Below are 24,271 nucleotides of genomic sequence, written 5' to 3'. Positions count from 1 at the left end.
ATTGCTTATAGCTTAATTCGCTTTCATTTCAATCAACTGCCGCGGGCTAAAGACCCGCGTCTACCAAATCTAAACCTGCATTCCAAGCATCCAAGCATCTAACCTTCCAAGCATCCAAATTATTCGTGCAGTTTAAACTGCATATTATAAAGTTTTGTATAAATCCCGTTTTTGGCAAGCAGTTCTTCGTGTTTGCCTTCTTCTTTTATTACACCGCCGTCAATTACCACAATTTTATCCGCGTTTCTTACCGTTGATAACCTGTGTGCAATGACAAATGTGGTCCTGTTTTTCATAAGGTTATTTATGGCTTCCTGCACAAGTATTTCTGATTCGCTGTCAAGGGATGATGTCGCTTCATCTAAAATAAGAATAGGCGGATTTTTAAGGATTGCCCTTGCAATAGCAAGCCTTTGCCTCTGCCCGCCGGAGAGGCGGACGCCCCTGTCACCTATCATTGTTTCGTACGCTTCAGGCTGCTTGACTATAAAATCATGCGCGTTGGCCGCTTTTGCCGCGTCCAATACCTTTGTTTCATTTATTTCCCCGTCCCCGTAAGCAATGTTTGCCTTTATAGTGTCATTAAAGAGTATAGTTTCCTGCGTTACTATTCCTATCAGTTTGCGCAGCGCTTCCTGTTTTATGTGCCTGATATCAATACCGTCTATTTTTATTTCACCCTCGTGCGGGTCATAAAAACGCGCAAGAAGGTCGGCAGTTGTGCTTTTACCGGAACCCGACGGCCCGACTACCGCAAAGACCTGCCCCTTTTTTATTTCCAGGTTAATTCCTTTTAATACATTTTCACCGGGATTATAAGCGAATTTCACATCTGTAAATGTTATGCTGTTTTTAAATTCAGGGTATTCCTTTGCACCCGGCAGGTCATTTATTTCCGGCTTTGTATCCAGTATTTCAAATACACGCTCCCCTGCCGACAGCGCCTGCTGAATGACATTATTCATATCATTTAATTTTTTTACCTGCGGATATAAACCGGTAATTGCCGCTATAAAGGCAAAAAACGTCCCTGTGGTAAGCGTGCCGTTAATTACCGCCGAGCCTGCCACAAAAATAATGGCCGCGATTCCAATAGCGCCAATTGTTTCCATTGTGGGTGATGACAGCGAAGATGCGCGCACCCCCCTCATGGTATAGTCAAAAAACCTCTGCAGGTCTGAATTAAAACGCCTGCGTTCGTACTCTTCCATGCCAAACGCCTTTACTATCCTGATGCCGTTAAAACTTTCATTTAAAACCGCGGTGATATCGCCCATTTTTTCCTGGGTGCCGCGCGCCGCAGCTTTCATTTTTTTGCCAAACTGAATAATAGGAAGCACAGCTATAGGGAAAACAATAATAGCCATTAACGCAAGAAACCAATTCAAATAAAAAAGAAGGCTTACAAGGCCGATAATGTTAAGGACGCTGCCTATAAGATTGCCAAGCACATTGGCCACCGCGCCCTGCATAAGAGTGACGTCATTAGTGATACGGGAGATAAGAACCCCCATTTTCTGATTATTAAAAAACCGCATTGAAAGGTTGGTGATGTGCCTGTAAAGCGAATTGCGCATGTCCCAGATTATTTTATTGCCTATCCAGTTAATAAGGTATCCCTGAATGTACAGAAACACGCCTTTAAGCGCGTATATTAATATAACCGCAATTGGAAGCAGCCGTATGTATCTTAACGCCTCTGCCTTGTCGGGATTGGCAAGAATCTTATCAATTACGGGCTTTATCACGTAAAAAGAAGCCGCTGTAAGCCCCGCGGTAATGACCATAACGCATAACGCGATAATGATACGGGCAAGGTAAGGTTTTACATATTGCAGCATTCTAAGGTATGTTTTCATGAGTCTCCAATAAAATGAAATTAAAATAATACCTTATATTATACGATTTTAAGGCTGTAATCAAGGAATTTAAGACAGCTGACAGGTTACAAGTTACAAATTACAGGTTTAAAAATAAAAACTGCAAGTTGTTAGCTGTCAGTTGTTACCTGCCAGCTGTCACCTGTCACCTGTCACCTGTCACTTGTTACTTATTACTTGTCCCCTGTCACTACCCCGTCTTCCAGGACAACCACCCTTTTGGCGTGTTCCATTACGCGCTGGTCGTGGGTGGAAAATACAAACGTCACGCCGTGTTCTTCGTTCATGTGCTTCATGATAGCAAGAATGTTAAGGCCGTTTTCTTTGTCAAGGTTTGCCGTGGGTTCATCCGCAAGTACCAATTTCGGATTTGTTATAAGGGCGCGCGCAACTGCTATGCGCTGACGCTGCCCGCCGGAAAGTTCATCGGGCTTATGCCCCACAAATTCCTGTAAGCCCACGTCTTCTATTATTTGCGCCACTCTCTTTTTTCTTTCTTCGGTTTTTACGCCCTGTATTATTAACGGGAATTCTATATTCTCAGATACGTTTAAAACCGGTATTAAGTTAAACGTCTGAAAGATAAAACCTATCTTGTCGCGCCTTAGCTCTGTTGCCTGTTTGTCTGTAAGTTTGGAAACATCATGGTTTCCAAAAAGTTTTACAAACCCGCTTGTTGGCGAATCAAGGCACCCTATAAGATTCAAAAGCGTGGTCTTGCCGGAACCGGAAGGCCCCACAATTGACATAAATTCGCCTTCTTTAACCTCCAGATTAACGCCTTTTAACGCGGATACTGTAGTTTTGCCCAGCTGGTAATCCTTTTTTGCATCTTTAATTTCAATTATATTTCCCATTTTTTCACCTCTTAGAAGTATGCATTAAACTTCAGATTTAAAACCGAACGCACCGGGTTTAACAGCACTCCCTGCGCGCTTCTTGAATCGCAGAAATTATACAAAAATTCCGCGGTAAAGCCGTAATTCTCGGAAGGGTTCCATACAAGCGCGGGAAAAGCATAAAACGCCCCGTCATCCGCGCCGTAAATACCGGTGGCTGTTAAAGTAATTGTATCAAGCCACGTATAACTTAAACTTGCACCGGCATAATGGCGTTTTGGCCACGCCATAAGCCCGCGGGAAATTGACATGTAAGTATCATTATCTATTACCCCTGCCGCGGCCGCGGCATAATCCGCGTTGTTCAACCCCCAGCCGTTATAATAATATTCAGCGGAAATGAAAAATGAATCCGACAGCCTTTTTGAAAGCCCGGCGGTTATCCCGGGAAGTATTTTTCCCGAATCAGACGGCTTTAAAACGTGCATGATATTGGGCGCATTTGACCGGTATCTGATTGCCGCGCCTTCCAGATTAACCACAAAAATATCAGCGTCCCAGGAAACAGCCGCGCCTATGCTTTCCACGTAATCTTTCAGATACGCGCCGTTAATAAAGATATCCGCAGTGCCAACAAGTTTATAAAGCTGAAAAGCATACGATACGGAATTTGGCAGCCCGCCTTCATCATTAGCAGACACTGCTGATACAATTACTGACGGCGTAAAAAACTCCCCTGAATATTCAAGCCTTGCGCTGTATGTGCCTTCTACCGTACTTTCAGGGTCAAGCGAATTTTTAGGAAGCTGCAGTACATCAGACGGATTCCACATATATCCGGTGCCCCATCTTACCCGCTGTTTCCCGAACGAAGCGGTAAACGGCCCATTTGACATAACCGCATAAGCATAGTTCACTGTAGTGTTAATAATACTTTCGTTAAGCGTCAGTTCTCCGTTTAAGTTCAGTTTTAAATCATCAAGTTCTTTTGTAAGAGTCAGTTCTGCTTTCTGCGCCACGGCAGACACAGGCATTTGCGGAATAAGATAAGACCCGCTTATTAAAGCCTGCCTGTAATACGCCCTGGAGTATGAACTTTCAAATTCCAAAGACATATCAAAATCATCCGCGCTTAACCCAGCCGCAAAAATAAAAACCATTAACAAAAACAATAACCTTTTCATTACTTCCTCCAAAATATTATTCTTTTGTTATTAAAAAAAACGTTTTTATTTTGCCATCTGTGTCTGGTCAAACTTGTAATCAGGCAGCGACTTTAATTCTTCCATGGATATAAAATCCACTTCCGTATACGCGCCTTTTTCAAGGACGTCTTCCATCTTCATGTGAAGCGGCCTTTTCAAGCCGGCCATTTCCCCTACTTTATCAAAAATCATCCTCTTCATAAGTTTGCCGGACATGCCGTAATAAGAAGCCTCTGTCGGCACCATAAGCGCCCTGTTTACCCATATTTCAATTTTTGCGTAAGCTACATCAGCCCTTTTTGCCGTAAGTTCAAGCAGATACAGGTCGCCTTTATTGTCTTTTATTACCGGTTCATAATCATCCGCCATCGTGGAATTCATAAGGTCTTCATTACTGAAAGAACTGCCCATAAAAGAATCCTTTTTACTTAAACGCACAGGCCTGGATACCGCGGGCACATACATCCATAAATTATCGCCTGTCATAAGTATTTTTTTGCCTTTATCCCTTGCAGGCGCTGTAATTTCCATAAGCGCTTTATCAGTGCCCTTAGAGTGGATAAGATACGTATAAGACAAAGCTTTCCTGCCCGGCCTTATTGTCTTCATACTCATTACCGATTTAAAAATCTTCGGATATAAAGAGTCATCTGTGGATTTTAAAAGTTCATTTGCAAGTTCTTTTGAATATTTTGCTTCAGCGGCAAAAAGCCCGGATGCCGCAAGCAGCACTGCCATGACAAACAGTAATTTTTTCATAAAGTCCTCCGTTATATTTTTTCATTAAACCGCGCTTATTTAACGCCTCTTTTTAACGCGTGTATTATATCCGTCTTTGCGGCGCGCGAAGCGGGAAACCATGCTCCGAAAGCCGCGGAGATAATGCATATCAGCCCCGATATAAGCCAGTCAAACGGCTCGCTTATCGCCTTCATAACAGGATCAAAAGGCATGGACAGCTCTTCCATCCCTTTTCCGCTCATATCTATACCTGTCACATTCATCTGATAGACCAAAGGAAGCACAAGAAGTCCGCCCACTATTACGCCTATAACACCCAATATCAGCCCTTCCACCAGAAACATATTTTTTATCTCTTTTTTCTGCATCCCAATAGCCCTTAACGTCCCTATTTCCGCGGTGCGTTCAAACACGCTTATAGTAAGCGTGTTTACTATTATAAAAAAAGATAAAAATATCAGGATAGCAAAAATGATTGAATAAACAACCAAGTCCTGCTGAATGGCAAAAATTATTTCCGGCGCTTCTTCCGCCCAGTCACGCACAATAAGCGAAGGATACTTATTCAGGAGTATTTCCTGTATCTCTTTTTTAACCTGCGCCGTGTACTTTTTATTCTCAAGCGCGATTTTAATTTCCGTTGCCGCGCCGTTCATGTTTAAATAATCAGACGCAAAATCAAAAGGCACAACCGCAATATTTTTTTCCATATATTCAAAACCGGCGGAATAAATGCCTTTAACTTCGGCATCCACAAGATTATTGGAATTATCCTTTGTCCTGGCGTAAATCATCATAGTGCCGCCGAGTTCAATCTGCATCAACTGCGACATTTTCTTTCCTATATATATTCCGGCATCAGTACCCAGCGCCGTACCCGACACTTTATCGTAAGCGCTTGTTACTTTCTTTTCATTCTCATAATCTATCCCTATAAACATCATTCCGGTTTTCTTGCTGCCGCTGCTTAGTGTCCCTGTGCTTACTATATGCTTGGCAGCCCCTTTAACCCTGCCCACCTTAAGAATATCTTCCACGACGTCATCCGGATTGCTTATGGCGATATCAAGGGGAATACGTTTTTTATCTTCAACGTAACCTTCCTTATATATTTTTAAATGGCCCACCTGCAAATCTATTGTCTTGTCTATCATCATGTTGTACTGCCCGCGGACCAGCCCCAGCACAAATATTAGCGCGATCATATTTATGGAAAAAGTCATCGCATTAAAGAATGTGCGCCTTTTGTGTTTTATTACGTTAAAAAATGCCATCTTTAAAGTTTTTTTGTTCATTCAAGCACCCTCAGTATCTCTACAGGTTTTCTGCGCGCTGCCGATAAAGCCGGATACAGCGAAGCCGCCACAGATATAAGCACACCGGTCACAAAAACAGCCGCTGCGGATTCAAATGTAAGCGCTGTCCCTATCATCGCGTCTATACCGCCCATGCTTTCCATCATATCTCCCATTTTTTCATAATTAATGGGGTGCTTCTGAAAATAAGCCACAATCGCCACAGCGGGCAGCATGCCTGCCGCCGTCCCGATAAGTCCAAGCGCGAAAGATTCCGACAAAATCATAAGCACAAGCTGCATCCTGGACACGCCCATTGCGCGCAGCACTCCGAATTCCGGCATCCTTCCCATAATGTTCATAAGGAAAGAATTTACTATGCCGAAAGCCGCGGCCACAAGAATAATAGCGCATATCATAAATGTCGCGACATCCATAGACTGAAAAGCGTATACAAGCATAGGCTGTTCGTCTTCCCATGAATTCACGGTATATTCAGGCGGAAGTTTTTCCCTTAACGCCTTTGCCGCGTCTTTGGCGGCAAGCGAGTCATTTAGATTAACAAACAGTTCTGTTGCCGTGCCTTCTATTCCAAGAAATCTCTGCGCCAGTTCAAGCGAACACAATATAAGTTTTTCATCTTCCGGCGGATTAAAGTTATTAAATATTCCGGTAATCACGCCTTCCACGGCGTTCATACCGCCGTAACTGTCCAGCCCAAAAAGCACTAAAGAATCCCCTTCTTTAACTTTCAGTATCTGAGCCATTTTATAACCGATGGCTATTTCATTTTCAGCCGAAGGATACCTGCCCTGCCTGATATTCTTCACGCGCGGAGCGTAAACTTCATCCTTTCGGGAAAGGTCTATTGCCTTAACCAGTGTTTCCTGGCTTAAATCTCCGGTGCTTGCAAGCACTCCAAAATTTATTTCCGCCCTTACATCCTTAAAACCCGGGATATCTTTAATTTTTTTCATTAACCCGTCGTTAATGGGGATATTGTATTCCACGGGCGAAAAATCAAGGTTCTCTTTATACATTTTGTTATATATTTTTACGTGTCCCACCAGATCAAGGCCTTCTTTTAAAAGCTTCATTTTAAAACCGTCCATATACCCGACTGTAAACTCCATGAAAAACACGCTGATAAAAACCGCAATAATAATCGTAAGCGAATTCCTTAGATTCTTGGTGATATTCCCATAAGCAAGTTTAAGAAAGAAAAACATTATTTTTTCTCCTTTTTATATATTCCGTCTTTAAAAACCCTGTAAATAAGCCCAAGCCTGTTTTCGTAGGCAGCTTCTATGTCATCCATTGTAAACTCGCCGCCTAAATCCGAAAGCACTTCCGAATCTATCGCGTAATCTATCCAGTTCCAGAGCCTGATAAATTCTTCCTGTGACAAAGCCAGCTTTGAAAAATCAACGCCTGAAAAAAACCTGCCGTAAAAAAACGCGACCTTCGGCTCCCAGCGCTCTTTCAAATGTTCCATAACATTCATTCCGCCCTCGGTCTTAACCCGCATAAGCACCTTAAACAGGCTTGTCTTCTTCCTGAAAAAAGAATATGTCTCTTTGGTTACCAGTTTCAGCCTTTCAAGAATGTCTTTCTCTTCCAGATAGTAATCCTTGGACTGTACATAACCAAAAAAATCCTCCAGAATGTGGTCTATAACTTCAACATATAACTCTTTCTTGCTGGAAAAGTACTTAAAAAGGCTGCCTTTTGAAATTCCCGCCGCCTTTGCCATTTTATTGGTGGAAGCATTGGTATATCCGGCTTTGGCGAACTCGTCTATACAGGCATGCATTATGCGCTCCTGTTTGTCCGGGCTTAACCTTTTAAATAAGTGCTTTTCCTGTATCTTTGGCAATCAATCCTCCAATGACCACGTGGTCATTAAATGATTTATACAAGATTTCAATTAAAAAGTCAACAATTAAATGACCACCCGGTCATATATCTGCCCCCAAGACACGGATTATATTAAACAGGAAATGAAATCCCTTACGCTTTTGGTTATATCATCACTGTGCCTGAATAATCCCCCGCCGATAAGAAATACAGCATCATTACCGTAGAATTGCTTAAGTTCTGCCGCGCGTTCAACCGTCATACCGCCGCCCGGCGCCGGCATGATGGACTTTGCTTTCCCAAATTTATCAGTACAGCCATTAACAATGCTTCTGCATTCCTCTTTTGAAAAAGAAAACCGTCCGCCGTAGCTTGGAAAGATAGCCGCGTCCGCGCCTGACAGCCTTGTAAGCTGCCCGTACAGGGCATAATGGCTTATACCAGAATTTTGGCATGATGTAAAACTGCCGGCAAAAGCCGGGTGAAAAAAGACAGGCACGTTTACTTTAGTATCCTTCGATACTTCAAAAATGGAAGCAAAACCTGAAAGCGCCCCTGAAATTATTACCGCGCCTGCTCCGCACTTTGACGCAAACTTTGCCCTCTTTAAAGTCTCTGCCCCGTCCCCTGTAACATTTGGCATATATACCGTATTGTATCCGGTCTGCTTATTTGCTTTCCTGACCGCTTCCGTGCACCTTTTTACCCTTTCATTAAAAGGTGAAAATTTCTGATCAGCAAGGCCATGGTCGTCTTTAATGATGTCTATTCCGCCAAGCGCAAATTTATATGCAAGTTCCGCCAGTTCTTTAACACTTGTTCCCATTGGCTTTAAAGCGGAACATACAAGCGGGCGTTTTTTATTGCCGGTTATTTTTTTTATCCCTTTAACCCCGAAACGCGGGCCGCTAAAAGTTTTTGACATGGCGCCTGTAAGATTAAATCTTTCAAGTCTGATTCCGGGTTTTATGCTGATATTGCCGAACAGGACATTTAAAAGCTGGGTTAATTCATTACCCGCCGCGGCAGACGGAAATAATATTTCCGCTTTATAAAAACCTTTTTTAATCTCACTTAAAGAACTTATTTTTCCGACAATATTTTCTTTGATACTTTTTTTCTTTATCAGGTCATAAGGAAATTCAACAGTCTGCTCCACGCAGATATCAAAAGCGCGCTCTTTAGCCTCCGCCATATTCCCCGCGGTAATGGCGTACTGCGCGGTAAACCATTTTGTCTTATCCACTATTTTCCCGCCAGCCTTAATCCGGCAACACCGGCCACCACCAATAGCAGGCTGATAATACGCATGGCGTTAACAGGCTCTGCCAAAAACACTATACCGATAATTGCCACGCCAAGCGCTCCGATTCCCGTCCACACCGCGTATGCCGTGCCCACCGGAATTGTCTTTAACGCGTATGAAAGCAGAAAGAAACTTATTACCATAAAAATAACGGTAATCACGCTGAACATGGGTTTTGTAAATCCCTGCGTGTATTTAAGTGTCAGCGCCCACGCCGTTTCAAATATGCCTGCAATAAACAGAATTATCCAGTCCATAGTGTTCTCCTGATTTTTTAACGGTATTTGTTAAAGGCCTTCGGCTTTTGCTTCGGAATGAACAGCTTCTATCCTGACTTTAGCAAGTTCATCATCGGAAATATTCAGCTTATTTCCTGTCAGTTTCTCCACAGCATGTATTATCGCAGCGGCATCAAAGCCGTGCTCTTTCATAAGATATGGCCTGCTTGCGCCGTGTGTAAAGGTATCCCTTAAACCCAGCCTTGCCATTCTTTTATTAATACCGCAGGCTACGGCTTTTTCCGCAACTATTGTACCCAGACCGCCGGTAGTAGTATGATTTTCAACCGTTATAACTCCGTATTTACCGGTATTAATTATGTCCGCGTACATTTTATTATTAAATGGTTTCAACGTGGAAACATGCACGTGATTTACAGACACCCCTTTTTTCTTCATAGCCGCACATGCGCGCAGGGTTTCTTCCGTGCAAATACCCGATGATATTATTGTCACATCCGTACCTTTGCTTACTATTCTGGGCGTGTCAAACTTCATGGGCTCATCCGCGGAAAAAAGGCGCGGCAGTTCGCCTCTTAACATTCTGATATAAACCGGGCCGTTAACATTTCTCATTACATCAAGCACGCTTTCCACATCTGTGGCGTCCCCTGTTTCAAGTATTGTCATATTTGGCAGCGCCCTCATTACAGATACGTCTTCAATTGCCTGATGCGTGGCGCCGCCCGGCGTTACAATTCCGGGAAGAAAACCAAACATTTTAACGGGAAGGTTGGGATATGCCACAGACATCGCAATCTGGTCATAAGCCCTTCTGTAAATAAAAACCGCGAATGTATGAACTAAAGGTATAAACCCTTCCCTTGCAAGGCCTCCGGCAACCGACATCATATTCTGCTCCGCAATTCCGCAGGAAATAAAACGCGACGGATACGTGTCCCTGAAAAGGTCAGCTTCGCACGAACCTGTAAGGTCCGCGGACAATACAAGGACATTTTCCCTGTCCCTTGCCCAGGACACAAGATTTTTCTGATGTACGCGTGATAGAATTTCCATTATTCCACCATACCCTTTAACACTTCTTCGTATTTAGCTTTTTCTTCAGCGCTTTTAAACCTTAAGTAATGAAGTTTGGGCGCATTCGCGCTTAATAAAGAAAGCCCCTGGCACGGGTCAGTTTCCGCAAGTATTACCAGCACCCTGCCGTCCGGCCTTAATTCCGCCCGGGACGCAAGTTCATTAATATTATGCCCGTACAATTTAAAAACCCTTGCCCCAAAAGCTTCCAGCCTTTTGTCCAGCGGGTCAATTTTCATAACTAAATTTACCGCGCCGTCACACTGCTGTTTATTTACATCCACAATTATCACCATATTATCAAGTTTATGATGTGACATGAACTGCAGCGATTCCCATGTCATTCCTATCTGAAATTCGCCGTCTGACATCATGACAATTACTCTGCCCTCTTCTTTTTTCATTTTTCTGGCAAGCGCAATACCGGCTGCCTGGCCAAGACCCTGCCCTAAAGACCCTGTCATTACTTCCATTCCGGGGGAATGCTCCGCGCCTATCATTTCAACAGATGACCCGTCGCGGTTAAACTGGTCAAGGGAATTTTCCGACATTCTGCCCGCCTCTATAAGCGCGGCATAAAGCACAAGCGAGTAATGCGTGGGAGATAATATAAACCTGTCATATTCAGGGTTTTTTGCGCCGTGCATATAAGCACCGGTGGAATATTTGGAATTTACAGAACCGGGCACTCCCGCATAGGGTTTTGGTTCAAGGGGGCCTTTGGAAGGTTCAAGTTTTAATATTTTGCTGTATAAAGCCGCAAAGATTTCCGCGGAAGAGCACGCCTGGCTCATATATCCGCCGTTATTTTTTATTGTATGTTCAAGCACCCGCCTTCTTATCCCGGATGCCATATTTTTAGCTTTTTCCTGCCAGCTTAATTCAGGTTTTGACATTATATCCTCCGTGTTATTAAGTAATATTAACAGATAACAGACAAAGGATAAAGTTAAAAATACGTGATGAAATTTAAACACTGCAAAAAAACACAAGACTTACAAACTCATTCTATCCCCAATAACGCACATGCATTCATGTGAAATATCTTCTTTCTGTCTTCTTCGTTATTAATACACAGTGTCAACTTTTCCGTTATCTCAGACGCCCTCACCCACGGGAAATCTGACCCAAATAATATTTTATCCGCGCCATGGGCTTTAACAACTTCCGTCAATAATTCCTCTTCCATAACCGTGCAATAAGCGGTGTCAAACAGGACGTTTTTTCCGCACAGATATTTCATGGCATCACCCCACATATTAAGCCCGCCCATGTGAGCTATTACAAGTTTTAACCCCGGATAAGTATCGATGACATTTTTAAATCTTTCAGGTATGCCTTTTATTTTTTCACGGTCAAAATCCGCCTCTGCTCCCGCGCCGGCGTGCTGCAGCATATAGAGGCCGTTTTTTTCGCACGCTTCATATATATCTTTCATATTATTATCATCCGGGTAGAAACCCTGTATCTGCGGATGCATCTTAACACCTTTTATCCCGCTTTCTGCCAGAAACTGCGCTTCTTCAAACACCAACTTGCCCATGGAAGGATGCATTGTACCAAGACATATTACATTTTTCTGTTTCTTATTAAATTCAATCATCATTCTGTTGACTTTTAAACACGCCTGATGCGACAAAGCAATAGGGGCATTTACCGAAACAGATATACCGTCTGCTTTCATAAACTTTTTCAGCCCTTCCAACTCCCCGTCATTACCTTCCAGTATCAAACCTTCCGATTTAAGATATTCTTTATCCGACGGACTTCTGTCATCAGTAAAAAAATGTGTGTGCGTGTCAATTATTCTCATTAAATATTAATACCCAGAAGTTTTTCGGCGTTTAGATGGTATATTTTTTCTTTAATTTCACTTTCAGAAAAACACCTTTCAATTTTCGTTATCATTTTCGCGGGGCGTTCCCACGGAAAATCAGAACCAAGAACTATTCTATCCTCTCCGTGGTCTTTTATTATGTTGGTAAAAGCAGTGTCTTCCATTTCATCACAGAATGCCGTGTCAAAATAAACATTTTTTCCGACTAAATACCTGTAAACGTCATCCCACAGGTGATAGCCGCCCATATGCGCAAGCACCATTTTTAGCTGCGGATAGGTATCAGCCACCCCGGCAAAACGCTGAGGCGTGCCTTTTACATCGTTCTCGTCAAAAGCACAGTCCGCGCCCGCGTGAAATAAAATTATCATGCCTAATTTGGCGCAGGTCTTATAAACTTTTTTTACCCTTCCGTCATCAGGGTAAAACTGCTGATACTCCGGGTGCATCTTAATCCCCTTAATGCCGTTATCGGATAAAAACTGAATTTCATCTTCAAAACTGCCTATTGTATTAAAATAAGGGTGCATTGCGCCAAAACAAATTATATCTTTATTCCCGGCTTTGTTGAATTCAACCATGCGCCTGTTTATTCCAACCACCTGCTGCGGCTTTGTGGCGGCAGGCACATTAACCGACAAAGTTATTCCGTCTTCTTTCATATACTGCCGCAGAGACAATAAATCACCGTTTCCATACCCTTTTATATTGCCAAGGTTTTCAAGATGCCTAATTGTTTTTTCCGCGATTTCATCAGGAAAAAAATGGGTGTGAAAATCTATTTTCATAGAAAACCTCTTATTTTATTATTGTCCTTTTATCATCTTAACAAGCATTATACCCGCAAACACCATAAGCACAGCGCCAATATTGTTCAGCAAAAAATTAAGCGCCGCGTCTTTATACATACCCGCGCCAAGCTGGTTATGCATTTCCAGCGCGTATGATGAAAAAGTGGTAAACGCGCCCATAAATCCCACCGCGAAAAAAAGCCACAGGTGGTTAAAATGCGGCACTCCCTGCACAGTGGAAAACAGGACACCTATCAGAAAAGAACCCGCAAGATTAACCGCAAGAGTGCCCCAATGAGAGATAAGAGTTCCCGGAAACGCCTGATTTACAAGGTGTGTTACAGCAAATCTGGCAACCGCGCCAAGGCCGCCGCCCGCCGCCACCATAAGTATTTTATTAAACATTGCCGTTCCTTAATTTGGAAATATCGGATTCATTATATATGTGCCTGTTCTGTTCCACCCTGTTCATGGTGTACAGATGAATACCGGGCACCCCGTTTTTTATAAGGTGGTTTATCTGCCCTACTGTATATTTTACGGTTTCATCACATACAGGGTTGTCAATAGCGCAGGTGGAAGTGGCGATTTTAAAGCGCTCCGGTATCTCCACTCCGCACATCTTTGTCATGCGTTCAAGGCTTGAAATCTTTGTTGCTGTCATTATTCCCGGCAGAACAGGCACTTTGATTCCCGCTTCCCTGGCCAATTTAACAAAATTGAAGTAATGGTCATCATTTAAAAACAACTGAGTGGTGATAAAAGAAGCCCCTGCTTCAACTTTATTCTTAAGATTTTCTATATCCACTTTTATATCTTTTGCTTCAGGGTGTTTTTCAGGGTATCCGGCTACACCCACACAGAAATCCCATTTATTCTTTATAAATTTAACAAGGTCAGATGCGTACTTGAAATCTTTCAGCGGGTCTTTAACACCTTCAGGCAGGTCGCCCCTTAGCGCCATTATATTCTGAATATTCTTTGATTGCAGTTCATTTAATATACCTGTAATGGAATCTTTTGTGGCGCCAATGCAGGTAAGGTGTGCCATGCAGGGTATTTTATAATGGTTTTCAATACGCTCCGCTATTTCCACAGTCCTTGAACGGGTGCCGCCGCCGGCGCCAAAGGTAATGCTTATAAAATCAGGCTTTAAATCCTTAAGCCCGTCCAGTGTATTATAAATTACCGATATATCCGAATCCGGCTTTGGCGGAAAAATCTCCATGGAAAAAACAAACTCTTTATTCTTTAATATTTCGCTTATTTTCAAGTTATTGCCCCTTTCAAATTTTATGAATGTTATTATATATTAATAGATAGGAAGTTTAAAGGCAAAAATTTTACCCGAATTTTGAAAAGCCCGTGCCTGCAGCCGCAGGTACAAAATGTGTTCTTAAATCCGGCCGCAATATATTGCGGCCCTGCGATATCATTTCCGGCATGTTTCTGACATTTCCTTCCGTACGCCCGTTTCAACCATTTTTAAACAAAGCATCTAACCATCCAACCTTCCAACCATCCGACCTTAATAGTATTTCCTTATCATTTCCTTCGCCCTTTTGACAGCCGCCCCAAAATACTCCATTTCATTCTTTGCCCTGTCCGGTTTTTCACCGCTTACAAATTCCTGCCCTTCATATTCAATTGCTATCCACCCGGTATATTGCGCGCCGCTTAACACTTTAAACACCTTATCAAGGTTAAAATCGGAGGTCTTTTTGCCGTCTTTGGATATAGCGTGGACTTTTAAGTGGCAATTTACCGTATATTTCATTGAAGCGGCTATTGCTTTATAAATATCCTTATCGTGCCCAAGGTAATTCCCGGTATCTACATTCATTTTAACAAACGGGGAGTTAACATCTTTTATGAACCTGACTGCGGACTTTGAATCCGGCAGAAAACCGCCATTGTTATGCGGCTCTACCGCAAGCGTTATTCCCTTTTTTTCGGCGTATTTTGCCGCAAGCTTCATATACCTTACAGCTGTGCCCCACATCTTTTCACGCATACCCGCGGGCGGCCAGCCAGCAAACACCCTTACATTCGGCGCGCCAAGTATATACGCGGTATCAATGCTTTTCTGAACGTATGCCAGATTTGATTTATTATCCTTATCATTCACATTGCCAAAGTTATTGCCCGGCGATATTGCGGAAAAATTTATATTTTTATCCGCAGCATATTTTTTTAATTTTAACAGGTGTTTCTCATCATGCGATTTCAAATGTTCCATAATAAATTCAATCCCGCCAAGGCCTTCTTTCGCATAAAGGTTAATCAAACCCATATCATCAATTTTTCCGGTTTCAAAAGAATAATGATGTGACCATGTAACAGCGCTTAGCTTATATGACATTTGCGTTCTCCCTATACCGTAAGTTTAACCGGCTTGCCGGTTTTGGCGGACTGCCTTGTGGCAATGACTGCCGCGGCGGATTTCATTCCTTCTGTTCCGTCTATAATGCACTTCTTTTTATTAAAAACACAGTCAATAAAATGCGCTATAGGGCTTGTGTTTCTGCTTTTCGCGGGAATCTTATACCTGATTTCTTTTACCGTATTGTATGGATTTGCCGGATTCACCGTCCACACGCGCACCCTCTGCGGGTCATAGTTGGACTGGTTTACCATCGCTTTTCCTTTTGTTCCGTAAACCTGCACCACAACTTCATACGGGCTGTTTGTCCAGGACGCTTCATATACGCCAATTGTACCGTCCGTAAATTTAATCGCGGCTTCCACGTTATCTTCAAGTTTTGCTTTCTTCTTTACAAGGTTTGCCATATAACCGGAGACCGACGCCACATTCTTGCCGGTGACAAAACGGATAAGGTCAAGGATATGTATTCCCACATCAACAGTAACTCCTCCGCCTGATTTTTTCTCATCAAAAAACCATGGCGAATCATCCGACCAGAATTCCGGCCCGGAATGGCCAAGCTTGCCGCGCACTGATACCACTTTTCCTATGATGCCGCTGTCCACTATATCTTTTAAAACTTCATGGCCGGGGTCAAAACGGTGTGACTGTTCCACCATTAAAACTTTTTTGGCCGCCTTTGAAGCCGCTATCATTGCTTTCATCTCTTTTACGGACATAGCCATTGGTTTTTCCACAAGTACATGCATATTATTTTTTGCCGCGAATATTGACATAGGCGCGTGTAAATAGTTAGGCGTACATACAGATACAGCTTCGCATCCGCACTCTTTTATCATCTTTTTGTAATCTGTATATACAGCCGGTATTGAAAACATTTTCGCAAGGCGTTCAGCTTTTTTCCTGTTTATATCGCATATTGCCGCCACTTCCACGTTCTTTAATTCTTTATACTGCGGAAGATGCGTCCTTTCCGCAATCTTGCCCGCCCCAATTACAGCCGCTTTTATCATTTTCATCATACTCTCCTGTTTATATGAATATTTACTTTTTTTATCGCATTATTAATGGAAACACTAAAACAGCTTCATGTCACAATGCCGATGCCATTAATATACCTGCCGCCTATTCCATGAATTTTCAGCGCCCGGACACAGTAAAAACTGATATATCAACAATTCCTTCTATAACATTATTTTTTTAAAATACCTGATTTGAATGAAATATACATCACGAAAGCGTTTTAGTCAATATTAAGGTTTAACGCAGATATGTTTGATAAAAATTTTTTAAATTTAGAAATAACCGCCCGAACAAGGTTCCCCGGATCTAAACCAAGCCTCCAAGCCTCCAAGCCTCCAACCTTCTGCCCTTTATATCTGAAACCTTATCCCTGTCATCAAGCTGAATACTTCCCCTGCCCATTCATACGTGACATTCCATTTAAAAGCAGCAATGCCAATTTCAAAACCCATTATCAGCCTTGCATCAAGCATTGAAGGCGTGCTTGAATATGGCGCTTTTACTTCCGCAAATTCTGTCGCGGTATTTCCCGGGTCTCCTGATTTTGTTATTGTTATATAACTCTCTATCCCCGCTGTTGTCCCATAATTTCCAAAATTAAAATTAAGACCAAGGCCGGCAAATGGGTTAAAGAAGAATAATTCTTTATTAAGGACAAGTTTCATTCCCACTGTCTGCACATTCCATTCAGAAGCAACCACCACCTGCCCGTCAGTTACAATGTCATAAGGCGTACCGTTAATTTCCGCCGTGTCCGAAGTATCCTGAGCAAGCGCAATCTTTACCCTTCCCGATAAGTAATCAAGGCTTAAAGCGCCGGTAACGCCAAACGGGGATGTTTCTGTCTGTTTAACCAGCATGTACCTTTGTTCCAGCCCGAAAATATAATGCTGAGCCCGCATTTTTACCTTTTCCTGATTTATCCCAAAATCCAGCGCAAGGAACCTTATTCCAAGGTCAGTCTCTTTGCCAAACAGCGGGAAGAAACCCGATTTAACATGAAAAGCTCCTGCAGGAAGGGGAATATATTTTGGAATATCCGCGTTGTCCGTATCTATCTGCGGAAGGTAATCATATTTAAGAGATTTAAGCCCCTCCACATTAAAACTTCCCGCCGATATCCCAAGCTGTGCTCCAAATTCCACGCCCGGTAACGTGCAGGTATTTCCCGGAAAAACAGTGCCTGCCGTGCCGTTTAATAATATCTGTTTTGTAAGCTCTGAATTTATAAACCCCGAAATCTTTGTCAGGTCATTTTTAAGATACCCGGTTTCTGACGTAAGCTGTTCAAGATCGGTAAAAACATCCGCGTAAACCGCAAAAGAAAAGAGACATATGATAAAACAAAAGATAATTTTTTTCATAGTTTGATTCCCCTGTTGTTATTTAAACCTGAAGCCCGCCTGTATTTTAAAAGTATTATCCAGCCTTTCAAAACCGTATGAAAAATCAAGCGACGCGGACATTGACCTTTCCGGCCCGAATACAAATCTGGAAAGCCCAAAACCCACAAAATACTCCTTATATGATTCCGGGTCAAGCACCTGCGTATAACCGCCGCGAAGGTCAAAGTGTTTAAAAAACGTTTTTTCAATCCCTATTTTAACAATGCCCAGATCCGCTATTTCTCCGGAAATCATAAATTCCGGCATTCTGTAGCTTACGCCAAAAGAAGAAGTAAGCGGTACGCCTTCCGTGTATGTTTCATACTGGTTTTTCCATGATATCCAGGAAAATGAATCCCTTATCATTACCCCGGCACGGATATTTTCATTTACCTGCCACATGGAAGACAAATCCAGCCCTATACCCCACGCGCTGCCTTTAATACGCTCTTCGCCTCCGGATATATTCTGATCGCCGTAACCCGCAAACATAAATTTCACATTGGCGCCAAGCGAAAACCCTGACAGCATCCTGTTAACCCACCCGAAATTCTCCGCGTAAGATAAAAAGAATGTCTTTTCATCAAATATCTCATCACCGGAAATTATCATGCCCGCGCCTAACCCGCGCATTCTGCTGATGGGAAAAATAAAAGAAGCGTAATTATACGGTATTATCCCTTTCTGCCGAAAATGCAGAAACGAGAAATCCTTATAATCCGACAGCACTATGCCGGCAGGATTGTAAAAGACCGCATTGCTGTCATCCGCGACAGCTGTAAACGCGCCGCCCAAAGCAGACGGCCTTGCCGTACCCACGTCCGTAAAAGCGCCCGAAACACCGGGATTGGCATAAACCGCGCCCGCCGTAAGAATAAAAAGTAAACACATCAATTTTTTCATCATAACCTCCATTATTAAACATAGCATATTAGCGAATTAAGCATTTAAGCTATAGCGGAACCTTTAACCTTTAAACATAGCACATCAGCGAATTAAGCATTTAAGCTATAGCGGAACCTTTAAACATAGCACATTAGCGAATTAAACATTTAAGCTATAGCGGAACCTTTAAACATAGCACATTAGCGAATTAAGCATTTAAGCTATAGCGGAACAAATTTCTTAATCTTTCGCTTATGCTTAATTGCTTATAGCTTAATTGCTTATAGCTTAATTGCTTATGCTTAATTGCTTATAGCTTAATTGCTTATAGCTTAATTGCTTATGCTTAATTGCTTATGCTTAATTGCTTATAGCTTAATTGCTTATAGCTTAATTGCTTATGCTTAATTGCTTATAGCTTAATTCGCTTTATTTAACAACCGCCACAGAGTACAGATACTGCTTCTTCTCTTTGGCGTCTTTTATTTCCACCTGGATAATATATCTGCCGTTGGCGCACCAGTTGCCCGCGCTGTCCCTGCCGTCCCAGTAATCATTATTTACAGCGCCCGCCGCCCTAAACTGCCTGTCCACAATTGACCTGACAAGTTTTCCGGCGACATTAAATACTTTTATTGTGGTTTCAACAGACGACCCTTCTTTTGTGCTTATTGCGTACCTTATCTTTAATTCCCCTCTTTTAGGTGAGAACGGATTAGGCGTTAATTCTGAAAAGTCCATCGTCAGCTGCCCCATTTCTGACAGCACTGCAAACTGCGACAACGTTGAAGACCCTGTACTTATTGAAGACCCTGATACTGTTCCGCCGATTGATATCCATGACAGGCTGTCCGCACTCCATATTCCCGTGCTGTAGGCACCGCCGTTATATTCAGCCGGTATAGGAAGCGTTATTGTACAATTCATATCAAAAATTACGCCTTCTGTAATTTTATAGATATTACCTATTGCCTTCACATCACGCGAAGTTCCATAAATACCTGATGCGGGTATCTTATACATGGTTATCCTGTCAAGCGTGTTCAGCGGAGAATACGCTCCCGCCGGTATCTGAAGGCCAAAACCTTTATAATCGGTGACATCCACCGCCCCCATTCCCGCGTAAAGTTTCTGGAATACCGGGCATTCGTAAGCGCCTTCGTATCCCTGCGCCGTGGCAATTATTGTTATCTGTCCGATATAATTTGTATCAGGCGTGAATACCCCTGCTGAAGTTATTGTACCCGCTTCCTGCGGCGACACCCTCCACGTAAATACGGCAGAAACCGACTTGCCGTCGCCATCTTTTAAGGCTGCCGTGAAATTATACGGCCCGCCGATGTTTGTGTTAAAGACGGGATTAAGCGGCCCCGTAATTGTAATACCGCCGCCTGTTATAGGAGCCATTGTAAACGAAGCGGTAACAGTGGTTCCCGCGGCTATTGAAATATATTCCTGCACAGGCGAAGATGAATACCCGCCTTTTACCGGAACAAGTGTGTAATTTCCCGCAGGCAGTACATACCAGAAAGTTCCCGTTAAATCGGTTGAAGCAGTGCCATATACGGTGTCCGGGAAAGACTGGTCATAAATATTAACCGTAACTGCCGGCATTGCATTTGAATCCTTGTCCTTTACTGTTCCCGCAACACCGCCCAAAGATACAGGGTCAAGTATCATCGTATATGCCTGCTGCGCGGTAACACCGGCTGTAAGATTAACCGTAGAATTAAGAGTTGTATACCCGCCTTTTGAAACTGTCACATTGTAATCCCCGGCGTTAAGCGCGGTTATTGTAACACCGCCGTCAGCGCCGGTTGTGCCTGAACCTGTATAGCCAAGGTTGGCGCCCGTACCTTCAAGATTAATAAACGCCCCCTGAAGCGCCGAACCTGTGCCTGTGACGTACGCATAAAGAGCCGCGGTTTTTTTCGTTAGCGTTAAATCAAGCCCTGTTGCATCCGCCAATGATACATCCACGGCCTGTTCAAGGACATCATAGCCATCCTTATATACAATAATGTTGTACGTCAGTGCTAAAAGCCCCGGTATTGAAAAATTACCCGAAGCATCGCTTACCGCGGATGTGACTAAAATATTATCAAACAACCTGTATACCTGAACCGTTGCCCCGGCTATATTTACAGTGCCGTCATTTACATTTCCGGAAATCGTCCTTGTCGCGTAAATTTGGCTTAATATTAATGTCCCTATATCTGTTATTCCGCTTCCAATTACAACACCTGAAGCCACAGCATCAGAATAGCCCGCCTGCGATACGGTGATATTATAAGTACCCGGAATAAGGGCCATGGTAAATCCGTTTACAGGCGACGGCCCTGATACCGCCTTTGTATTGCCGTTAGCTGAAACAACAGCCACAACAGGGCTTACATCAGTCGTGGCTATATTCATCTGAAGCGTGCCGTAAGCAACGGTCATTGCCCTGTCAAAATTGTAAACAGTTCCCGGCGCTCCCACGGTTGCAACATCGTCAGATGTGGAAGTGTATCCCGCTTTTACGCACTGTATTCTGACAGAATCACTTAATCCCGGTATGCCCACAGAATAATTACCGGAACCGTCAGTTACCGCGTTAATTGTGGCTCCCGGCGCGGTTACGGTTATTGCAACTCCGTTAAGCGGATTAACACCGTCTGTTATTATGCCTGATATTATTTTAGCATCAGGAATAATCTGTAAATTCACCGTTTTTGCGTTATATGTTGTATTTAAAGCGTCCACAGAATCCGTAACCGAATCCGAATTCACATAACCCGCCTTTGATGCGTAAACCGATATCCCTCCTGTCTTAACACCTGAGAAATAAACCCCGTTTGTATCCGTTAAAACAGTCTTTGTTACTCCTGACGCGTTTAAGATATAAACAGCCGCTGAATTCACGGGGTTAACCCCGTCTGTTACAACGCCTGTCAGGTAACCTGTATCAGGAATCAGAGTCAGGTTATTCCCGTTTGATACCTGCCCCGGAGAAAGTGTAAGCACAACATCAGAAGAATCATTAAATCCGTTTTTTGAAGCATAGACACTGAAAACCTGCGGATTAGCCATAATGGAAATAGAATAATTTCCCAAGCTATTCGTTAATGCCGTCTGAGTAACCCCCGGACCCACGGCAAAAACCGCCGCCCCGCTTACAGGCGTTCCCAAATTATCACGTACAACACCATTGATTACGCAGGCGTTTGGAGACAGCACAAAATCTATATCATTTAAAGTCTGCCCCGCACCGATTATTATAGGTTCATCACCGTCTGACGAATATCCGGTTTTTGATGTTGTGATTGTATAACTGCCTGATATCATGGAAAGCGAATAATTGCCCGCCGCGTCAGTATATACAGTTGTAACTCCGTTTGAAACAAAGGCGCCTTCAAGCGGCGTTATGCCGTCTGTTGTCACCGTACCGTTTACAAAAGAGCCGTTTTCTGACATTGCAAAATCATTACCCGATGATGTGTTTCCGCCTGATACAAAAGAAACATTTCTTGTCCCGTCTGACGTATAACCGCTGTAATATGCGTCAACCGTAAAATCACCAATGCCGGTGCTTATGGAATACGCTCCAAAAATATCGGTATAAGTTTCTACAGGACTGCCCGCAGAAGGCACAGCCCGCACCAACACACCCGCAAAAGGCGCGCCGTTTCTTGACACAATACCGGTTATCATATTTGCCTCAGGAGACATTGTAAAATTCCTTATCTTTGACTCTCCAAGCGCAACTGACAGCGCCGAAACAGGCGGCGGCACAAAACCTGTCTTACTTACGGCAATTTCGTAGCTGCCGTCCGGCAGCGAAATAAAATAATTACCCGATGAATCTGTTGTGTCAGTATAAGTGTTGGAAACATCTGATACCGTCACCACTGCACCCGCTATTCCCTGCGCCGTATCATTTGTAACCTGCCCTGAAACAGAATTCAGATTTTTAACCATTATAATAGGAGATGATTTAATCACATCATAATTACCTGTCATCGTTCCATCAGGAACAAGTTCTGTTATTACAGTTTCTGCATAACCTGCTTTAACAGCGGTAATCTGCCACGGGCCGTAATTATCAAGATAAAGGACAAAAGCGCCGTTTGCCAGCGTGGAAGCGGCGGCTGTCACGCCGTCAAGCTTTGCTGTTAACTGCACTGCCTGCAGCGCGTTCGCCGAATCATCGTTAATACTTCCGGTAAGAGAATACGCGCTTCTTGTGATGGTAAATGTTTCGCTTACAGCGCCTGCAACTGTCACACTGAAATCCTGCGTATTATACCCTTCTTTTTTCACTGTAAACTTATACGTTCCGGCAGGCAGATCAACGTAAAAAGTTCCGTCATCCATACACATATAGGGATAAAGATTTACCGAACCACCGGCCGTCGTTTCAATAAAAAGAATTGCCCTGGGTACCGCCTCTGTTCCAAGAGAAGTAATTTCATTTACTGTTATATCCACCGTAAATGCAGTTGTCTGATAATAAAAACCCCTTACATCGCTTTTTACGCCTTTGCCCGTGGAATCAAAAGCCACCACATACCATTCATATAACGAATTATAAAGCCCGATGTTTCCGGGAATATTTATCTGCGTATCAAGTGTTTCTCCGCTCCAAACCGGTACGCTTGCAGAACCTATAATTTCACCGCTGCCTTCTTCTTTTCTTGACAGAAAAACTTTATATCCGGATGCGCCCGACACGCTGTTCCAGGAAAGGTTTATAGGCGCCGCGGTAAATGTAACGCCGTCCGCGGGAAGATTTAATACCGGGGCTGAAACCCCCGCAGGCACATTAACGGTAAAAACCCTGACACCGGAGAACACTTCTGATATTAAAGAAGGAGAGCCGCTGTAATTATTAACCACAGCCCAGGAATAAGTAAGCCCCTGCGCCAAAGGCGGCGGAGCAAGTTTATCAAAGTACCCCGAAGGGTCAGGCTGCGGGTATTCTATGCTTGTCTGATCAGTGGTGGCCGCCCAGATTACGTTTGCGGTGATTGAAACAGAACCGGAACCAAAATCTATTTCCGCCTTATTGTCAAACATAAACACCGTATAATAAGGGACACCTGCAACCGGCTGCCAGCTTAATACCGGGTTAAGGGTTGTTAATACCGCATTATTCGCGGGCGCAATATACTGCGGGGCATTGGAAGATTCAACATAAAGTTTAAATTCGCGCGAAGTTTCATTTATAACCGTATCTGATACGCGGCAATAGTAGACACCGCCTGTCATGCCATAATCCTGCGGCACAAATGACGCTTCTCCAAGGGCGGCCTGGTTTATCTGCCCAAAATATGATGACGGAGAAGTTCCAAAAACAATCTTACAGGTGCGTGTTATAGGGCTTGCCGTAAAACCGTCATCCCACCGCACAGTGACAGATTCATCATTTGGTATTAATACCTTCGGGTTTTCGGTCACACGCGGCAGCGAAAACGCCGACGCGGCAAACACGGATATTAACAAAAATGAAATAATAATTTTTTTCATCAGGCACCTCTTTTATA

20 protein-coding genes are annotated in these 24,271 nt (G+C 43.3%); all 20 read right to left on the bottom strand.

Annotated elements, in window-relative coordinates; all coding sequences use genetic code 11:
- Positions 1-119: 119 nt before the first annotated feature.
- The 20 genes from msbA to CVV21_12065 all read right to left on the bottom strand — a co-directional run bounded on the left by msbA (position 120) and on the right by CVV21_12065 (position 24,254).
- Positions 120-1,859, bottom strand: coding sequence for a lipid A export permease/ATP-binding protein MsbA (gene msbA, locus CVV21_12160; protein ID PKL90549.1), 1,740 nt, complete (start codon positions 1,857-1,859; stop codon positions 120-122).
- Between the two features lie 194 nt (positions 1,860-2,053).
- Positions 2,054-2,737, bottom strand: coding sequence for a lipoprotein-releasing system ATP-binding protein LolD (locus tag CVV21_12155; protein ID PKL90548.1), 684 nt, complete (start codon positions 2,735-2,737; stop codon positions 2,054-2,056).
- 11 nt (positions 2,738-2,748) lie between these two features.
- Positions 2,749-3,903, bottom strand: coding sequence for a hypothetical protein (locus CVV21_12150; GenBank protein PKL90547.1), 1,155 nt, complete (start codon positions 3,901-3,903; stop codon positions 2,749-2,751).
- A gap of 45 nt (positions 3,904-3,948) precedes the next feature.
- Positions 3,949-4,683, bottom strand: coding sequence for a hypothetical protein (locus CVV21_12145; GenBank protein ID PKL90546.1), 735 nt, complete (start codon positions 4,681-4,683; stop codon positions 3,949-3,951).
- Positions 4,684-4,718: 35 nt separating this feature from the next.
- Positions 4,719-5,960, bottom strand: coding sequence for a hypothetical protein (locus CVV21_12140; protein PKL90545.1), 1,242 nt, complete (start codon positions 5,958-5,960; stop codon positions 4,719-4,721).
- Positions 5,957-7,189 carry a hypothetical protein gene (locus CVV21_12135; GenBank protein ID PKL90544.1) on the bottom strand — a complete coding sequence of 411 codons (1,233 nt, stop codon included), beginning with the start codon at positions 7,187-7,189 and terminating at the stop codon, positions 5,957-5,959. The genes CVV21_12140 and CVV21_12135 overlap by 4 nt, the downstream gene beginning before the upstream one ends.
- A complete protein-coding gene (locus tag CVV21_12130) occupies positions 7,189-7,836 on the bottom strand; it encodes a hypothetical protein (protein PKL90543.1) in 648 nt (215 codons plus the stop codon). The genes CVV21_12135 and CVV21_12130 overlap by 1 nt, the downstream gene beginning before the upstream one ends.
- A 108-nt stretch (positions 7,837-7,944) precedes the next feature.
- The gene (locus CVV21_12125) at positions 7,945-9,012 is read right to left on the bottom strand and encodes a ribulose 1,5-bisphosphate carboxylase large subunit (GenBank protein PKL90597.1); all 1,068 of its coding nucleotides are present in this window, start codon (positions 9,010-9,012) and stop codon (positions 7,945-7,947) included.
- A gap of 50 nt (positions 9,013-9,062) precedes the next feature.
- On the bottom strand, positions 9,063-9,380 hold the full coding sequence (locus CVV21_12120) for a quaternary ammonium compound-resistance protein SugE (protein ID PKL90542.1): 318 nt from the start codon (positions 9,378-9,380) through the stop codon (positions 9,063-9,065).
- Between the two features lie 30 nt (positions 9,381-9,410).
- Positions 9,411-10,418 carry a transketolase gene (locus CVV21_12115; protein ID PKL90541.1) on the bottom strand — a complete coding sequence of 336 codons (1,008 nt, stop codon included), beginning with the start codon at positions 10,416-10,418 and terminating at the stop codon, positions 9,411-9,413.
- Complete coding sequence (locus CVV21_12110) at positions 10,418-11,335, bottom strand: transketolase (protein PKL90540.1); 918 nt, start codon at positions 11,333-11,335, stop codon at positions 10,418-10,420. Before CVV21_12110 ends, CVV21_12115 begins: the two co-directional genes overlap by 1 nt.
- 107 nt (positions 11,336-11,442) lie before the next feature.
- Complete coding sequence (locus CVV21_12105; GenBank protein PKL90539.1) at positions 11,443-12,252, bottom strand: hypothetical protein; 810 nt, start codon at positions 12,250-12,252, stop codon at positions 11,443-11,445.
- Positions 12,252-13,064 carry a hypothetical protein gene (locus CVV21_12100; GenBank protein ID PKL90538.1) on the bottom strand — a complete coding sequence of 271 codons (813 nt, stop codon included), beginning with the start codon at positions 13,062-13,064 and terminating at the stop codon, positions 12,252-12,254. The genes CVV21_12105 and CVV21_12100 overlap by 1 nt, the downstream gene beginning before the upstream one ends.
- An 18-nt stretch (positions 13,065-13,082) precedes the next feature.
- Positions 13,083-13,472, bottom strand: a complete 390-nt coding sequence (locus tag CVV21_12095; protein ID PKL90537.1) for a fluoride efflux transporter CrcB — start codon at positions 13,470-13,472, stop codon at positions 13,083-13,085.
- Positions 13,465-14,340 (bottom strand): methylenetetrahydrofolate reductase [NAD(P)H], encoded by an 876-nt coding sequence (gene metF / locus CVV21_12090; GenBank protein PKL90536.1) that lies wholly within the window; start codon positions 14,338-14,340, stop codon positions 13,465-13,467. The genes CVV21_12095 and metF overlap by 8 nt, the downstream gene beginning before the upstream one ends.
- A gap of 255 nt (positions 14,341-14,595) precedes the next feature.
- Positions 14,596-15,429 (bottom strand): hypothetical protein, encoded by an 834-nt coding sequence (locus CVV21_12085; GenBank protein ID PKL90535.1) that lies wholly within the window; start codon positions 15,427-15,429, stop codon positions 14,596-14,598.
- 11 nt (positions 15,430-15,440) lie between these two features.
- Positions 15,441-16,475, bottom strand: coding sequence for a gfo/Idh/MocA family oxidoreductase (locus CVV21_12080; protein PKL90534.1), 1,035 nt, complete (start codon positions 16,473-16,475; stop codon positions 15,441-15,443).
- Positions 16,476-16,826: 351 nt separating this feature from the next.
- Positions 16,827-17,840 (bottom strand): hypothetical protein, encoded by a 1,014-nt coding sequence (locus CVV21_12075; protein ID PKL90533.1) that lies wholly within the window; start codon positions 17,838-17,840, stop codon positions 16,827-16,829.
- An 18-nt stretch (positions 17,841-17,858) separates the two neighbouring features.
- Positions 17,859-18,764 (bottom strand): hypothetical protein, encoded by a 906-nt coding sequence (locus tag CVV21_12070; GenBank protein PKL90532.1) that lies wholly within the window; start codon positions 18,762-18,764, stop codon positions 17,859-17,861.
- A 411-nt stretch (positions 18,765-19,175) separates the two neighbouring features.
- Positions 19,176-24,254, bottom strand: a complete 5,079-nt coding sequence (locus CVV21_12065) for a hypothetical protein (protein ID PKL90531.1) — start codon at positions 24,252-24,254, stop codon at positions 19,176-19,178.
- Positions 24,255-24,271: the final 17 nt, after the last annotated feature.

Source organism: Candidatus Goldiibacteriota bacterium HGW-Goldbacteria-1, from assembly GCA_002839855.1.
In the GTDB taxonomy this organism is placed as follows: Bacteria; Oederibacteriota; PGYV01; order PGYV01; family PGYV01; genus PGYV01.
Note: the sequence above shows the minus strand (reverse complement) of the source record. Positions and strands in the feature narration are given on the sequence as shown.

What these genes read in the sequence shown, in the direction of transcription:
- CVV21_12100 (PKL90538.1), bottom strand. Translation starts at nt 13,064, where the DNA reads ATGAAAATAGATTTTCACACCCATTTTTTTCCTGATGAAATCGCGGAA.
- CVV21_12065 (PKL90531.1), bottom strand. Translation starts at nt 24,254, where the DNA reads ATGAAAAAAATTATTATTTCATTTTTGTTAATATCCGTGTTTGCCGCG.
- CVV21_12125 (PKL90597.1), bottom strand. Translation starts at nt 9,012, where the DNA reads ATGGCGGAGGCTAAAGAGCGCGCTTTTGATATCTGCGTGGAGCAGACT.
- CVV21_12105 (PKL90539.1), bottom strand. Translation starts at nt 12,252, where the DNA reads ATGAGAATAATTGACACGCACACACATTTTTTTACTGATGACAGAAGT.
- CVV21_12075 (PKL90533.1), bottom strand. Translation starts at nt 17,840, where the DNA reads ATGAAAAAAATTATCTTTTGTTTTATCATATGTCTCTTTTCTTTTGCG.
- CVV21_12155 (PKL90548.1), bottom strand. Translation starts at nt 2,737, where the DNA reads ATGGGAAATATAATTGAAATTAAAGATGCAAAAAAGGATTACCAGCTG.
- CVV21_12110 (PKL90540.1), bottom strand. Translation starts at nt 11,335, where the DNA reads ATGTCAAAACCTGAATTAAGCTGGCAGGAAAAAGCTAAAAATATGGCA.
- CVV21_12140 (PKL90545.1), bottom strand. Translation starts at nt 5,960, where the DNA reads ATGAACAAAAAAACTTTAAAGATGGCATTTTTTAACGTAATAAAACAC.
- msbA (PKL90549.1), bottom strand. Translation starts at nt 1,859, where the DNA reads ATGAAAACATACCTTAGAATGCTGCAATATGTAAAACCTTACCTTGCC.
- CVV21_12145 (PKL90546.1), bottom strand. Translation starts at nt 4,683, where the DNA reads ATGAAAAAATTACTGTTTGTCATGGCAGTGCTGCTTGCGGCATCCGGG.
- CVV21_12120 (PKL90542.1), bottom strand. Translation starts at nt 9,380, where the DNA reads ATGGACTGGATAATTCTGTTTATTGCAGGCATATTTGAAACGGCGTGG.
- CVV21_12070 (PKL90532.1), bottom strand. Translation starts at nt 18,764, where the DNA reads ATGAAAAAATTGATGTGTTTACTTTTTATTCTTACGGCGGGCGCGGTT.
- CVV21_12085 (PKL90535.1), bottom strand. Translation starts at nt 15,429, where the DNA reads ATGTCATATAAGCTAAGCGCTGTTACATGGTCACATCATTATTCTTTT.
- CVV21_12135 (PKL90544.1), bottom strand. Translation starts at nt 7,189, where the DNA reads ATGTTTTTCTTTCTTAAACTTGCTTATGGGAATATCACCAAGAATCTA.
- CVV21_12150 (PKL90547.1), bottom strand. Translation starts at nt 3,903, where the DNA reads ATGAAAAGGTTATTGTTTTTGTTAATGGTTTTTATTTTTGCGGCTGGG.
- CVV21_12095 (PKL90537.1), bottom strand. Translation starts at nt 13,472, where the DNA reads ATGTTTAATAAAATACTTATGGTGGCGGCGGGCGGCGGCCTTGGCGCG.
- CVV21_12080 (PKL90534.1), bottom strand. Translation starts at nt 16,475, where the DNA reads ATGATGAAAATGATAAAAGCGGCTGTAATTGGGGCGGGCAAGATTGCG.
- CVV21_12115 (PKL90541.1), bottom strand. Translation starts at nt 10,418, where the DNA reads ATGGAAATTCTATCACGCGTACATCAGAAAAATCTTGTGTCCTGGGCA.